Genomic DNA, 15,625 nt, shown 5'->3' with positions numbered 1-15,625 from the left:
ATAAAACCGAAATATTCAATGCGATTATTAGTTTGTCTGTATATTTCAAAAGTCATCTCTCCGGTTTTTTTGATCAGTCTAATAGACAAAAACCAACTCCATTTCCATCTGGACACGATCAATACAAGTCCTTGCTATAATGCAGTCTATTCCATTATGGCCGAGGTTTTTTAGCGCTTTTTATATACTAGAAATGGTAGGGGGCATTCTCTTTTTATACCACTTTCTATAAATAAATAAAATACAAATTATTAAAAGTTATTAATTTTATTTGGAATTTAGTTTATAATAGATTTATACTTTTAAAATTAGTTTATTTTAAAAGTTTTTACAAATGGAGAAAGGAGGAAAATGTTGTTTAGTGTTGCATGGTTATTATAAAAAATGAGGAGGAATTACAATTGACTTCAAAAATCAGATTTAATAAACTATTTTATTTGCTCATTGTCTGCAGTTTATTTTTGTTTTTAGCGAATACTTCATCAGCCTACGCTCAAGTAAAAAAAGATGGGGAAATGTCTGAAAATTATATTGAATCTTTCTCTGTTCCTCAACCACGTGATTTAACTGATTTAGATCGTTCTTTTCAAATGGAGCAATCGAACAGCATTGAGGGAGCGGAGCAACTTCAATTAACAGAGCCTGACGCTGCGAATCAAAATGGATTGTACTTAAACTTCACTGACTATTTGACAGAAGAAGGACAATATAAATATCTATATCCTATTACTGTTGAACCAGGCCATGTCTTGAATGTACAGTTGGATTCACCAAATTCAAACGAGTTAGACTATGATTTATACCTTTATGAAGTAAACCCTGATAATTTATCTATGACATTGGTGGACGTATCGCAAAATCGTACCTATCTAAACGGCACGGAAGGGACAGCGCCTGAAAACGTAGGTGACTATAACACATCAGAGAAGAAAAAGTATGCCGCTTTTGTCGTTTCTGAAAAAGGTTCGAGTACCGACCAACCATTTACGTTGCATGTAGGTATCAATAAAAATTCGGACATTTATGAGCCAGATGAAAACGTAAGAACTGCTTTGAAGTTCTCGATACCTTCCATCCCCCAAGGACCAACCAAAATTAATATGCGGTCCATGGATTCTTTAGTGGATAATGACTGGTTTTCTTTTACGGTTCCCGAATCTAAGAGTTATGTAGGGATCCAACTGACATTAGATTCTATATCTCAACAGGCAGGTTATAAAGTTGAGCTATATCGACTGGTCAACAACCAATTAAGGAAAGTCCCTATGGATTCCTCAGGTTACGTAACGTATGAAAATCTAATTTCAGGTCAGTATTATATTCGAGTAACCGCAATTGAAAGCACGCAGCTGAGTCAAAAAAATTACACTTTAAGCATTTTGCCAAGTTATATAGTGCTTCACAAATAAAGTCTTGAATATGTAAACTCCATCGTCCTGAGGAAATAGCAAGCATATTACGGTTATTTCACTAAACTGTATTTTGTCAACGGAAAGAATGGGAAGAAACGACGATATTAACAATAAATAAAAGACATATAGAAAAATAAAAATAACCACCTAGGCCAGTATGTTCAAATTCCAAAGAGTCTGCTTTTTGAGATTTAGCAGACTCTTTTTTTCTAAAACTGGCTATACATATTACTACCATTTTTGACTTTTTGAGAATGCAGAAGTTTTGTCGGTTAACGATTCTATTTGCAGCTTTTCGAATAAAAGATGGCCTTATTTTAACCTGAAAATGATCGTACATGGTGATTGAATAAATCTTTGGTAATAAGAAAATGTACGACTCAGCGGAAAAACAAAGGGTTTTTATTTTCAATGGAATATAAAAGCTGAGCCATACAAAAAAAGAGTGAACCAACGTACAACTCTTCTTCTCTTTATGGTATTTATCCCTTGAACCTACAGTAACCGTAGGTTTTATAATGGTGAATGAATGAGATGCCAAAAAAGGAAAGGAGAGATCGTTTATGAGTCGGGAAAAGTTTTATCGTATCGGGGAGTTTTCGGAAAAAACGGGTATTCCAGTTCGGACGCTCCATTATTATGATGAGATGAATTTGTTGACTCCCAGGAAAGATAAAAGTTCAGGTCATCGACTGTACAGTCATAAAGATGCAAGCGAGCTCCAAAAAATTGTGACGTTTCAATCTCTCGGCTATCGATTGGAAGAAATCAAGAAGTTGCTTACGGAGAAATCATTTGATCTGGGGCTTAAAGAAACGCTTCAGTTACAAAAAGAGAGCTTAAAAGCGGAAAAAGAACGAATAGAAACGACGTTAACAACGATTGATCGGACAATGAAATTGTTGGAACAACAGGAAGAGGTGGATGGCGCGGTGTTGATGAGCTTGATTCGGGCCTTCCAAACAGAGAAAGAACAACGGCAATGGGCAGAAAAATCTATTCCCAAAGACGCCCTTGATTCGGTTTTCAGTAAAACAAAGCAAGAGAAACTTGCGCTTGATCAGGCGTATATCGAATTTTGTAAAGGTGTGAAGGAACTTTACGGCCGGCCGATAGAAGATGCGCAAGTTCAGCAATTCCTCAAGGAGTATGTAGAATCGGTTCTCGAATATATAGGGGAAGAGACGTTCAAGCGTTTGCCACCCATGGAAAAGATGCCGAACGATGAATTGGAAAAATGGGCAATTACGCCATTTTCAGAAGAAGAAGAGGAATGGTTGAATCAGGCGCTGGCGTTTTATCTGGAGCGTTACGAAAAAGAGTAATCTTTGTTGCCGTTCGCTTGTTTTTATGAACTTGACATCCACATCAAGAAGCTCGGCTAGTGATGTACAATAAAATGGAGTTGGCTTGCCGCATAATCTAGAGTCAACTCTTGATTCAATCCAGAATGTACCTTGCCCTATCTAAATCTGTTTGCTTCAGCCAATGAGCTATCCTGTTTGGAGAAGGTGATACGAGTTCCTTTCACACCATCTTTTCGTTGTATTCAGCGGTTTGAATGATTACCTTATTCACTCCTCTGGAATATTTCTCGACTATTTCATTAGGAGTAGTACCCTTGGGGCTGACAATGTAACGAGAGTATATTTCTGCTCCATCTCCCAATTTTTCATCAACCTCATAGCATTCTAATAACCTCTCATATTTCCATAAAACTTGTTCACCATAAATGTTTTTATAGGAATGTTCATGTTGGCTTCCGAGTTGCTGACCACTCCATTCGGCATGATCTCGATCTTTTGCTCTAATTAAATAATGTCTTTCTTCATATATTTCTTCAAACTTATGTCCAAGCCTTTTCTAGTTCAGGAGGCACATTTTGTTCACCTGACTTCACTGATTTATACAATAGGCTTACTAGAAACCAATTATCCTCCATTTCGAATATCACCTTCCTATTATCTTTATTCATATTGTTGTCTTTTTAGCTTTCAGTTCATTTCTTTAAGCGCTTTTCGTGAAAAAGTGGGATAGCGGCCGAAATCAAAACTGCGTGTTAGTGAGAAATGAATTTCACCTTCATGATGATCGTTTAACAATACGTATGACAAACAAGTCGATGCTATTTTTTAATCCAAAAGCTTAAAAGTCTCCGGAGTATACGAACAGTAGCATAAGCCGCTCTTTCATGTCTTTGTTGCTATTTTGTCATTTGTTTATCACATTGGCAACATATGTTAGCGATACAGTGTACTTCATAAACCACGACATCAAAACTGTCTAGGGCTGTTTGGAAAGGAAGGAGTGGTTCATGCGGATTTTCATCTTGGCGTGTTTTGCTTGGTTGTTTCTATTGCCGGTTCATTCCGGATATGCCTCGACCTCTTTACAACAACAGATTGACGAGTCTCCGCCATATGGCACCATTTCATTGGATGGTTGTATCTATGAGGGTCCAGTCATCATTTCGAAGCCATTGACGATCAAAGCGACTGAACCGGCCATCATTCAGGCATCGGGCAAACAGCCAGCCATCACGATAGAAGGACAAGGGGTTCAATTAGAAAATATCCATGTGAAAAGCCTGTCTGCAGAGGCGGAAACTGCGGTTAAAATGACCGGGATGAAGCACCAATTACGCGATATGAAAGTGGAAACAAATTCTATTGGCATCCAACTTTTCCAGGCCGCGGATAATGTGTTGGAAAACATCCAAGTGACTGGGCAACCGGAAGCGGAAGGCGAGTTACACGCTTTTAATGGGATTGATCTTTATCAAGCTCATCGAAACACCATTACGGCATCTACTATTCAAAATGTCCAAGACGGCATTTATGTCGACCACAGCCATTATAATGTCATTCAGCAAAATACGATTACATATTCCCGTTATGGTATCCACCTGATGTTTACCGAAGGAACACGAGTTTTGCAAAACAATGCCCGTCATAATATAACCGGATTGATGATCATGGAGTCGGAGCGTGTTGAAGTGAAGGGAAACGATGCGTCATATAATGATAGGCATGTCCATGCCCAGGGGTTGCTTGTATTTAATGTGTTTGATTCGGTCTTTGACTCTAACCGCTTAAACCATAATCGTGTGGGAGTTTACTTGGAAAGCAGTGAGCAGAACCGGTTCATATCGAATGAGATCGCGATGAACTTTATTGGCTTGCAGGTAAAAGAAGCCATTCAAAATACATTAACCGGAAATGACTTTATCGCCAACATTGTTCCCGGCCAGGCATTTGGTATCTTTTCGAATGATGTCCGCAACAATTATTGGGACGATGCCGCCGTACTAGATGTAAACGGGGACGGAAGCAGTGAGCTAAGCCATCCGCTCGATCCCTATTTTTTAACGATTGTGAAAAAAAACCCTGCTTATCAGTTGTTGTTCCATGCCCCGGGAATCACATTGTTAAAACAAGTGTTCAAGGGTGATCCGGAACAGCTGGTTTTTGATGAAGCGCCCCGGGCCAAACCGGTGATGGCGCAAACAAAGTCGTCTGAAACGCGTTATAGCGGGAGAATATGGATGAGCCTGATCTTTTTGTGCGCGAGTATGACCTTTTTTATAGTTGGGAGGAAATGACAATGAAACAAAAACGGATGTATTTATTTATTTTATTGCTGTCCATCTCTATTGTGGCGGCCGCATGTGGAAAAAAAGAAGCAGCGGTGGAGCCAAAAGAAGTCGATGAAGGAGTTGATAAGTGTGACATCTGCCATATGAATGTCGCCGATGATCAGTTTGCGACACAAATTGCCCTGAAAGATGGGGAAACGTTAATGTTTGACGATATTGGCTGTATGGTGAAAGACTGGCTGTTGGAGAATGATGATAAAGAAACCGAAGCCGTGTTTGTCCGTGATTTTGACACGAAAGAGTGGATCTCATATGATGATGCGACATATGTATATGACGCATCTTTCAAAACACCGATGGCGTATGGCATGTACTCATTTAAGGACAAAGCAGACGCGGAAGCGCTCATTGAAAAAGAAGGAAAAGGCCAATTGCTTACGGCAGAAGATTTAAAAAGTCATTCTTGGAAGCGAAATAAGGAAATGATGGATCACGGCCACCAAGATCATGGAAACGGGGGCAGTCATGATAAAGGCGGCGATGAAAAAGAGCAGGGTGATGATCATGAACACGAGGTTCATGGCCAAGATGACGGGGAACAGCACGAATAAACCTTATTGGGGCAACCTTCGCTGCCGAATGTGCAGGGAGTTGCTGTTGTTGTAAAAAACAGGGTGTTGATGTTGAAGGAGAATAAAGGATGGATATGTTGACCGTTTTCGCGCATGAATGGCGTACTGCATTAAAGCAGCGTTCCTTTTATACCTTTTTATTCTTATTTACTTTTACGTGTGTAATGATCTTTCTCATACTTCATCAAGTTGATGGGATGGCGGGCTATACACAGCTTTCGGCAACCATGATGAACATTGTTCTGTATTTGCTGCCTTTAATGACGTTGTTTTTGGGAGCTTTGTCCTTAACGCAAGAAAAAGAGGATAAGCGCTTTGAATTGGTAATGGCGTACCCCTTAACGACAGCATCCTATATTGTGGGGAAATTTGCCGGACAATATGCGGCTCAGTGGATCATCATTACGTTTAGCTTTGGACTTGCCAACATGATAGGGCTGTTTGCGGGAGTGGCGATGTCGCTGCGCGAATTTCTTTTGCTGTATCTATTTACTGTTTTGCTTGCCGCTGTTTTTCTGGCACTCGGTTTCGCCATCGGCGCTTTTTCCGCTACACGTTGGCAATCCCTGATGGCCGCTGTTGCGGTCTGGTTTGTATTGATCATGGTTTGGCCCTCTTTGCTGATTGGTGTCCTTGGGTTTTTGCCGTTTGGTGTTGTTTCGGCGGCACTACAATTGTTTACACTGCTGAATCCCGCAGAAGTGTTGCGCATTTTGTTTACGAACTGGCTGGGCGGGGGAGCCATTTTTGGCCAACCGTACTATGAATTAATGACCGCGCTCAACAGCCGGATGGGTCATGTCTTGCTTGCCCTGTATGTCCTGATCTTTGTCTCTTTCCATTTAACCGTTGCCATCATGAAGACCGAAAGGAAGCGAAAACATGGGCTCTGACATCGTCGTCAATGTCACCAACGTCGTTAAACGCTACAAACAAACGGAAGTGGTCAAACCTCTTTCCTTTTCCATTAAAAAAGGGGAGGCAATCGCCTTATGTGGAGGAAACGGTGCGGGAAAAAGCACGCTGATTAAAATGATAGCCGGCATTTTACCTCCGACGGACGGCCATATCGAGGTAAATGGACTCAAACATCGCCAACACCGTTATGCTTACGCCGCTTCGCTTGGTTACATGCCTGATGACTATCATTTTCAAGCTGTGGCAACAGTCAATGAATGGCTGTTATATCATGCCAAACTCCGCCGCCTCAACGAGGACCATGTAACTAGCGCTCTGGAAACGGTCGGATTAATCGACGAACGAAAAAATCGGATCGGAAATTTGTCAAAAGGTATGAAACAACGTCTTCTTCTCGCCCAAGCCATCATGGGCAAACCTTCTTTGTTGTTGTTTGACGAGCCGACAAACGGACTTGATCCCCGTTGGATGTCCACGTTCGTCCAGATTATTTCAAAGGTGAAAAAATCAGGAACTTCCGTTTTATTTTCCACTCATCAGCTGGATGTTGCCGTCGAAACCGCTGATATCATCTTCGTCATGAACAATGGGCGGCTCATGAGCCGCTTTGAAGCTTCCCAATACGATGACCAAGATTTAATGCTGGAGTTGTTTCGGCATTGTCGCCCCACCGAATTTTTGGGGTGATGGGGACAAGCGCAAATAACGCATGTTTGTTGGATGAGCCGCTATCGGTATGGGCACTTCGTCCGAAAATTGCTATCAATAGAATACTTGGCGATTGATGAATGGTTGCATATCCCTGGATTATTTCCAGGGTTTTTTCCATTCATAATGAGCAGAGGGCAAGAGTTTTTACCATAAGGAGACAGTATGTAAACTGCTGGTTGACATTTGCAACGTTTCGTTTATTCAATTTATCCTCTGACTTGTGTAGGCTTATGTTATGGAGGTGATTTTTTGGAATTTGGTGATAAACTCAAGAAGTTACGAGAAGACTTCGGCATGTCCCAGGAAAAATTGGCTCAGGAATTGAATGTGTCTCGACAGGCTGTATATAAATGGGAAAATCATAAAGGGTATCCCGATATTGAAAATCTGATTCGGATTAGTGAGCTGTTTGATGTAACCATAGACGAATTGATAAAAAGTGATAGGGACTTGCAGGAAAAAATCCAGATTGACGAAGATATTTTTTTTGAGAGGTTTTCTGATCCGGGGGCTTATATTGGGCTCGTTCTCGTTTTTCTTGGGGCTTTTCTGTTTGAGGGTTCTTTAGCTGATACCCTTACGGTCATCGGCCTTTTATCCATTTTATTTTTAACGGATGTCGTCAGGTCTATTGTTATTCTCTTCCGCCCGGATTGAAATGAAACAATCCGAGAACTATGGGATTCACGGAAACAATCGGCCTTCATCTTTGTGAACAGGGGGAGAAATAACATATTTTTCCCCACCCTGCATTGATGATGTCGGCAATCCGTTACGGACGGTCTGCTTGATGTACTGTCCGCGGATTTTCTTCAATATAAGGTTTCAAATACGATTCTCTTAATTCATGGCGCATCCAACCCATGATGCTGAGCACAAGCAGGAAGGACGATAGTGCAAGCACAAAATAGCGTTTGACATCGTGTTTTTGCAACTTGTATAAGAAAAAGGCCATGGCGAGCGTCAGGAAAATGGATGAAACCAATAGAGTTGTGAGTAACATATCGTCTCCCATATAAAGCAGCATGATAGAACGCTCAAAGCTCAGGAGAAGGATTGTGCCAAACACCAATTGCAGCAGCGTTGCCCAAATGGCCACTTGCAAGCCCAGTTTTTTCCCGTGCTTGTATAGCTTTCCCGTCTGTAGCCTTTCTGTCTGATCCATTGCTTTCATGTTCAACTTTTTCTGTAATCGGCCGTTCCAAAAGTATAGATAAATGCCTGTCACACCAAAGCTGGCCAAAATAAAATGGAAATATCTTTGCCATATTTGCGGGTAATAGAACAGGCCGTGAAAGAATCCTTTGGACCCTTCCCACATTTCCGGATAAAGCATGGAAACGACATTTACGATGAAAATCAGTGGAACGAAAAGCAGTAATAGACTGCCGCTGGCACCTAAGACAATATGAAACGCTTTTTTGAAACCAGTGGCCATACGATCCCACAAAAATTTGTATGCATAAAGGATCAAGAAGGCGGCAATTAAAATGATGATTAGCGAGAGCCACGCTTTTCCGATTAAAATCGTTGAGGCGTAGAAATATTGTGTATAGATGACGCTTATGAGAAGAAGCGGTGCTACACCCAATACGACAGCAATACTTTTTAAAACAGATGTATGATTTGCCAGTTGAAAAGCCGCATCATCAAACAGCTTGTCTTTTTTCTTAATTCCTTTTATTTCTTGAAATACGGCAAGTGCGGAAGAGCCGACTGTAATATTGACAAATAATATATGCAGCAAGAAGCTTAGCACGATTAAAAATTCAAAGAATCCAATGTTTCCCGGAATCGCCAGCTCGATATCTTTGGGTATGATGGAAAACAGGTTCAGCATGTCATTTTCCCTCCGAAACGGCCGTCACCGGCTCTTTTTTAGTCACTTTAGACAAATAATGGGCAAGGGCTTTTTTTTCTTCCTCTGTACCGACAAATGGCGGCATAAACGGCCTTGTCTCATGGAGGGTTTCAATGTAGGAAGCGATGCTTTCCTCATCCCAACCATTCAGCCTATTGGAAAAAGCGCGTTTTTCTCTCCAGCCGTCCACTGTATGACATGCCATACACTGTCCTTTATACAGTTCCATCCCCGCTTGTGCGCGATTGTCTGAAGTGACCTCTTTGACGGGTGAAAAAGTAGAGTGCTTTAAATAGCCTTCTTCACGGTACAAATCTTCATTTTTTGCGAGAACGCCGTTGGCATACATATAGTTGTAAATGATAAATGGCTTTCGTACAGATTCACGGACCGCTTCAAACTCTGCTATGAAGGCCATGGATGTTCCAAAAATCGCCAGTGATAATAGGAGTGGCAGTTTTTTCGGTCTTAACACCATCCAGAAGGCAAAGATGACAAAAGCGGCAAGCCCAAGGACATTCATAATGGTAAATGTATTTTTAGTCATACCAGTTGACCAAACGATCATGTCGTATGCTTCTTGCGGAATGCTTTGCAAATACCATATGCCGGTAATTAATAAGCCTGGCAATGAAATCGCGGTCCAAAAGGAAAAAACGCGGAAAATCTCTTGTTGCAATTCTTTATTTTTAATAAATATTTTAATAGGAAATGACAGCAAAGCGACACCGAGAATAATAGCGATAAATGTCCGAAATGCGAGCGACGGCATATACGTTGGATTAAAGAACGCATTCCAGAAAGACAATGTTTCCGTCCAGCGGCCGGGTGTGAGTTTGGCGGATAAAATACCTGTAATGATAGCGGCCGTAATCCAAGAAAAAATGGCGAGCGCAATTCCAATTCGGTTATGAATGACTTTTTTGGCGCCTTTCCACTTATCCCATGTGAAGTAGTAGATAATTAAAAGGACAACTTCGGTGACAAAAACGATCCATTCCACAAACCATGCCCAGAAAAAGATGCGCAACAATGAGCCGATTGAATCCGGTTGAATAACGGTTGTTGAAAACCAAATTCCAACTCCCGTCATAGCGCCCACTGTAGTGGTGAAAATTAAAACCCATTTACTGCATTTTCTTGCGACTGATTCCAATTGTTCATTGTTTGTGTGGATGGCACGATGCTCCATGGAAACCATCAGCGTCGTAATGCCAATGGCCACTCCGTGGCTGACGATGACGTGAACAATGGCAATAATGGCTATGACTGTACCGTTGCCCAGCCAGGGAAATTCCACAACAGGAAAGTTCATGCCTGTTCCCTCCTCTGATGTATTTGCCCCCATTGTAGGCAAAACTTGTGTGGTTTCTGTTAAATTGGGATGGCATACACAAGGATATTCCGTGAGCAATTGGTGAACTTGAAAGCCCTGGATATGATTTAATCTTGCTTTATTTCCAGCGTCTTTTATGGGGGACGCACTAGTGTAAAATCAGGGGGATTTTGACTCTATATTTCAAGGAAGAATTTGCTTTTTCCAGGAAATGACCTTGGACATGTTTTCATAGAAAAGCCTGGAAGGAACGCATCTGCGGAAGTATTTCCGGTGGCGGGAAAGACCGCTAATCGTTGGATGAGCTTTACGCACGGGAGCTGGGAAATAGGAGGACCGGAGTGGAGAAAATCCGCGACAGCCAAGGCGGATTTTGTTAATACAACTTCTTTCAGAATGTATCCTGCATTTCAGAAGCAGCGGGCGGCTATTTCACAACTTATATTTTCTATAAAGTGAATATGGAAGTTACATGGAATCATTGAAGATCATTGATGATAAATCTTTTGAAGTGTTTTTTAAAAAGGATCTGGTTATAATAGGTATTGTAAATAATATAAAAGATGGGAGCAGAGGTTATGTTAAACCGGAACGATCCAATACCTCTTTACGAACAGTTAAAAAGTATTATTGAAGATGATATAAAGAATGGCAAGTTGCGGTATAATGATCAAATTCCCTCTGAAAGGGAACTTTGCCAGCAATTTAATGTCAGTCGAATAACCGTTAGACAAGCGATTTCGCTTGCGGAAAAAGAGGGGTTGGTTCAACGTCTTCATGGTGTTGGGACGTTTGTGGCCAAACCAAAAATTCAACAAGAGTTGACCACTATCAATAACTTTAAATCCACATTAGAAAAGCAAGGACTTTTAGCTTCTACTCAATATCATGACTCAAAGGTCATTTCGAGTGACTTCCAGCTATCCCGATTATTGCACATAGACGTAATGGATAAAGTGTTAAACCTGCAATTGGTCGGGTTGGGTGATGACAGTCCCATTGTTTTTTATAACAGCTACTTTGAGTACAATATTGGCATGAAAATCAAGGAGTCCGCAGACGTGGCCATTGAAAAAAATATCCCTTTTTCTACTTTGGATCTTTATGAAAATGTAGAACTTGCCCCCACGCATGTAGAACAAACATTTGAATCGGTGGCGGCTAATGAACATGTATCTGACATTTTACATGTTGAGACGGGGTTTCCTCTTTTGCGCATCACTTCAATTGTATTTCAAGACACACTACCTTTGGAGTATAAAGAATCATATTATAGAGGCGATAAATATAGATTTTTTATCACCCGAAAGTGGTGATGTATCAAATGAAAATAAGTACAGCAAGACAATCAAAGGCTCTTGCTGTACTTTGATGAACCCGGGCTATCTTCAATTTATTGTTCTACAGGTATTTGTAAATCAAGCAGAGGCGGATATTGTTGAGAACCAAAAATGTCTCCATCACCAGGGCTGCCGCTCGGTTGTTTTCTTAAAATGGTAAATTTAATGGCGTTGGCCGGATCGTATTGGACGAAGTCAGTAATGATATGTTCCGGGATCGCGTATAATTCCGCGATATTTTTTTTCGTAATGACGTTGCTGTTACAAACTTGTTTGTATAGAGCGGGATCATCAAAAATAATATCGAATGTAATTTTATCGGTTCCCGCGTTTTTAGACCGTATGGTTTTAGCCAACTCCTGCAATGGCTTTGTTTTCACGCTAATCACTCCTATACGTTTATACTTGCGTTTACTTCTGTGATTTCAACTTTAAAAAGTTCCAGTGGATCTGCAACAGGAACTGTATGATTCATCGTCCATTCATACGTTCTTCCCGCATAAAGGACATCGTCTATTAAATAGGCCGCTGTTCCTGCCGTCCCTTTCACTTCAGGCAGTTTTGCATAAAATATTTGCCGTGTTGCAAATAATGTAAGCTCTTCAGCCACCACTTTTGAATCAGTGATTCCTTCCACAACAATACCTAACTCATGTGATTTTATTTCTTTAACGGGTTCCAGATCACCCATTACCCCATTTTTTCCAAAAATCCGGAAATTCAAGTGGTAAGGAATACCGGCAAACTCTTTGGCTGTTTGTTCATGGGCAAACTCAATGACTTGATTGATATTTTTGATTGTATAAGGATCGCGGACTCCGGCAATACCGATAAATTTTTCTCCCACAAGGCCGCTTCCTTCCAATTTTACTTTGATGTCGCCTTCAATCGGTATGTATTTTGAACCGGTAATCCGGCAAGTCTTTTCGTCAAACTGTTCATATTGGCAATTGGTCATGTCTAACATGCCACCGGCAAAATATTCAAAATACGGATTGGAGCGTTCATACATCGCATGGCCGGCGACAGAAGCAATCGTACATCTTTGATCGGGGTGCATGGCTGTTACTTTCACGTCATCATGCGTGATCGTCCCTATGACACTTTCTTTTGCTCCATATGGTTCGGCGCAAAAAGACGCACACTCCAACACTTTACCCAAGTAATATGCGTGTGATTCCGGAAAGCCTTCGCGAATGACCGGTGCCGCAAATACAGCGACATCGCTTGAACGTCCGCCAATCACGACATCCGCTCCCATATCTAATGCTTTAATGAACGGGTGAATGCCGGCTACTGCTACAATTCTGTCTGTTTGATCAATATCTTTTTCCGTTAAGTGGGGACGCCCATCCAACCCTTCAATTGTCACTTCACTAGCAAGCTTATTGTATAAGTAAGGCTTTTCAACTTCGGAATAAAAATAGCCGATTTTGAATGGCGGCAAATGATGCTCTTTTGCCAAATCTTTAATGATTTGCACATACATATCCACCCGGCTGTTGGCTCCAGTATCGCCAGCGGACCCAATGATCATGGGAACCCCTGGTTTTCTAGCGGCCAACAGCATTAATTCGAGGTCATGTTTCTGCCATTTATACATACTTACCGATTTGTCCGCTCCTAATGCGGATGCACCGATATCGTCACTTCCGGAATCTGCGCAATAATAGTCGGGGCAAGTTTCCACCGCCAGCTCAAAACTTTCTTTTTTGGTGGGGGCAAACCCAAGATGCCCATTTGGGCTGACAATTCTTAATTCTTTTTTCAATGCAATTCCTCCTTTTAGTTCAACTTGTTATAACCTCTGGAATACAGCATAAGCATTTGTCTTTTATTTGTCAAATTTTAATTAATTTATGTAAATAATACGGTGAATTCACGTTTTATTGCTATGAATAACAGGTGAATTAGACGGGAATTCTTTATTTTAGCAATATATTTGTACATCAAAAAAGTTGTTGTTGACCTACTTGTTATAATGTGATTGAATAGTGGTATTAAATTTTTCTCGCGTTGGATGTAAAGAGTATCAAAATGACTACCCAAATACGATGTAAAGAGGAGGTCACAAGATTGTTTGATTTAGTGATTAAAAATGGGATCATTATTGACGGCACTGGGACAAAAGGCTATGTATCCGATTTAGGAATAAAAGATAGTAAGATTGTTAAAATAGCTTTGGACTTACAAGCTGATGCAAAAGAAACGATTGATGCGCGGGGACATATTATTTCTCCCGGTTTTATTGACATCCACGGAAATTCAGATTGGACATTGTTTATTAATAACAAGGGAGAAAGTAAAATCAGGCAAGGAGTCACAACGGAGGTACAGGGCAATTGTGGTTTTTCTGCCGGACCTGTCATTGCTGCACGTAAAAATGATCTGATGAGTTATTTGTCGAATACAGTATTGTTGGATGAAAAGACGAAGGAAAACTGGAATTGGGAAAGTCAAGCGGATTTTATGAAGTGTGCCATAGAAAAGCAGGGGATTCCGTTTAATATTGCGCCTTTGGTGGGGCATGGCACTTTAAAAGTGTCGGTAATGGGCTTTGAAAAACGAGAGCCTACAAGGGAAGAACTGGATGAAATGCTTCGGCTTTTAAGACAGGAATTAGAAAGCGGTATCTTTGGATTATCTTCAGGGCTGGAGTATGCCCCGGGGCTGTATACAAGTAAAGGTGAACTCATTGAGCTTTGCAAAGTAGTAAGTGAGTTTGACGGTGTATACTCCACCCACATGAGAAATGAAGGAAGAGATGTTTTAGAAAGTATCTCTGAATCTATTTCAGTTGCAAGACAATCGCAGGTTTCGTTGCTGATTACTCACTTGAAAGCGGCATATCGGCCTAATTGGGGAAAGTCGAAGGAAGCCTTGCAAATGATTGATGAAGCGAGGAATTCAGGAGTTCTCGTGGATTTTGACATATATCCTTATGCTGCTTTTGGAAGTGGATTAATTGATTTAATTCCTCCATGGGCGAAGGAACAGGGGGCTGTCAAGATGGCTCAGCAGCTCAAAGATGCTGATTTTCGCAAACGAGTCGTACAAGACATGAAATCAGAACATGGCGATTGGGATAATCCGCTCATTGGAAGTAGTTGGAAAGATATGAGGATCGCGCTCTTAAAATCAGAAAAGAATCAAAAGTATGAAGGTCAGAATCTCGCTCAAGTTGCGGAAGACATGGAAGTCACGCCATACGACGCCATTGTTAACTTATTGATAGAGGAAGAGGGCGGAATAAAGGCCATATACTTTGCCATGAGTGAGGCAGATGTAGAAGCTTTCATGCAACATGAAAGGGCAATGCTATCTAGTGACGGTAGAGCTGTTGCTCCGTATGGGGAACTAGGAAGAGGGGCGGTACACCCGCGGTACTATGGGACTTATCCCAAAATTCTGGGTCATTATGTTCGAGAAAAACAAATCCTGAGTTTAGAAGAGGCCATAAGGAAATGCACGTCTCTTCCGGCACAAAAAATGCAAATACAAAAACGGGGACAATTAAAAGAAGGATATTATGCCGATATATGTATTTTTAACAAAGATACGATCATAGATACTGCCACATTTGAAGATTCACATCAATACCCGCAGGGGATAGATTACGTGATCGTAAACGGGGAAGTCGTAGTGGAAAATGGGAAGCATACTGGGAGCTTGCCTGGAAAAGTGTTAAAGCGTTAAAAATAGGGCTAGGTTGGGTTGGAGGATCACATACGACTTCAACCCATTCATATTTACGATATTAGTTTATGGGTTGCGTCGTTTTAGTGATCTTGGAGATCGTTCGAAAAAATAATTGACTCCA

13 protein-coding genes are annotated in these 15,625 nt (G+C 41.1%); 9 read left to right on the top strand and 4 right to left on the bottom strand.

All coding sequences use genetic code 11. The features are described 5' to 3' along the window. Positions 1-401: 401 nt before the first annotated feature. From MHB50_RS16980 to MHB50_RS16950, 7 genes are all read left to right on the top strand, one after another. On the top strand, positions 402-1,409 hold the full coding sequence (locus MHB50_RS16980; RefSeq protein WP_139345621.1) for a hypothetical protein: 1,008 nt from the start codon (positions 402-404) through the stop codon (positions 1,407-1,409). Positions 1,410-1,975: 566 nt separating this feature from the next. After that, entirely contained in the window at positions 1,976-2,737 is a 762-nt protein-coding gene (locus tag MHB50_RS16975; protein ID WP_077111480.1) for a MerR family transcriptional regulator, read from the top strand. A 989-nt stretch (positions 2,738-3,726) separates the two neighbouring features. Beyond that, complete coding sequence (locus MHB50_RS16970; protein ID WP_077111479.1) at positions 3,727-5,013, top strand: NosD domain-containing protein; 1,287 nt, start codon at positions 3,727-3,729, stop codon at positions 5,011-5,013. A 2-nt stretch (positions 5,014-5,015) separates the two neighbouring features. After that, entirely contained in the window at positions 5,016-5,618 is a 603-nt protein-coding gene (locus MHB50_RS16965) for a nitrous oxide reductase accessory protein NosL (RefSeq protein ID WP_340084272.1), read from the top strand. Between the two features lie 89 nt (positions 5,619-5,707). Next, positions 5,708-6,532 carry an ABC transporter permease subunit gene (locus MHB50_RS16960; RefSeq protein ID WP_083717478.1) on the top strand — a complete coding sequence of 275 codons (825 nt, stop codon included), beginning with the start codon at positions 5,708-5,710 and terminating at the stop codon, positions 6,530-6,532. Continuing rightward, entirely contained in the window at positions 6,522-7,244 is a 723-nt protein-coding gene (locus tag MHB50_RS16955; RefSeq protein ID WP_077111478.1) for an ABC transporter ATP-binding protein, read from the top strand. The genes MHB50_RS16960 and MHB50_RS16955 overlap by 11 nt, the downstream gene beginning before the upstream one ends. Positions 7,245-7,517: 273 nt before the next feature. Beyond that, positions 7,518-7,925 (top strand): helix-turn-helix transcriptional regulator, encoded by a 408-nt coding sequence (locus tag MHB50_RS16950; RefSeq protein ID WP_077111477.1) that lies wholly within the window; start codon positions 7,518-7,520, stop codon positions 7,923-7,925. A 115-nt stretch (positions 7,926-8,040) separates the two neighbouring features. On the opposite strand, the gene MHB50_RS16945 is transcribed toward MHB50_RS16950, so the two are convergent. Together MHB50_RS16945 and MHB50_RS16940 are read right to left on the bottom strand one after the other, a co-directional pair. Then, entirely contained in the window at positions 8,041-9,108 is a 1,068-nt protein-coding gene (locus MHB50_RS16945) for a cytochrome c class I (protein WP_139345620.1), read from the bottom strand. A 1-nt stretch (position 9,109) separates the two neighbouring features. Further along, positions 9,110-10,444, bottom strand: a complete 1,335-nt coding sequence (locus MHB50_RS16940) for a c-type cytochrome (protein ID WP_077111476.1) — start codon at positions 10,442-10,444, stop codon at positions 9,110-9,112. Positions 10,445-11,043: 599 nt separating this feature from the next. Here MHB50_RS16940 and MHB50_RS16935 point away from each other — a divergent pair. Then, positions 11,044-11,781 carry a GntR family transcriptional regulator gene (locus MHB50_RS16935; protein WP_340084271.1) on the top strand — a complete coding sequence of 246 codons (738 nt, stop codon included), beginning with the start codon at positions 11,044-11,046 and terminating at the stop codon, positions 11,779-11,781. A gap of 77 nt (positions 11,782-11,858) precedes the next feature. Here MHB50_RS16935 and MHB50_RS16930 read toward each other — a convergent pair whose 3' ends face one another. Beyond that, positions 11,859-12,185 (bottom strand): DUF4387 domain-containing protein, encoded by a 327-nt coding sequence (locus MHB50_RS16930; protein WP_077111473.1) that lies wholly within the window; start codon positions 12,183-12,185, stop codon positions 11,859-11,861. A gap of 11 nt (positions 12,186-12,196) precedes the next feature. Further along, positions 12,197-13,576, bottom strand: coding sequence for an acyclic terpene utilization AtuA family protein (locus MHB50_RS16925; RefSeq protein WP_340084270.1), 1,380 nt, complete (start codon positions 13,574-13,576; stop codon positions 12,197-12,199). Positions 13,577-13,881: 305 nt separating this feature from the next. Between MHB50_RS16925 and MHB50_RS16920 the strand changes: the two genes are divergently transcribed. Next, positions 13,882-15,501 (top strand): D-aminoacylase, encoded by a 1,620-nt coding sequence (locus MHB50_RS16920; RefSeq protein WP_340084269.1) that lies wholly within the window; start codon positions 13,882-13,884, stop codon positions 15,499-15,501. Positions 15,502-15,625 lie beyond the last annotated feature (124 nt).

It is taken from the genome of Siminovitchia sp. FSL H7-0308 (genome assembly GCF_037980985.1).
GTDB lineage: Bacteria > Bacillota > Bacilli > Bacillales > Bacillaceae_C > Siminovitchia > Siminovitchia thermophila.
Note: the sequence above shows the minus strand (reverse complement) of the source record. Positions and strands in the feature narration are given on the sequence as shown.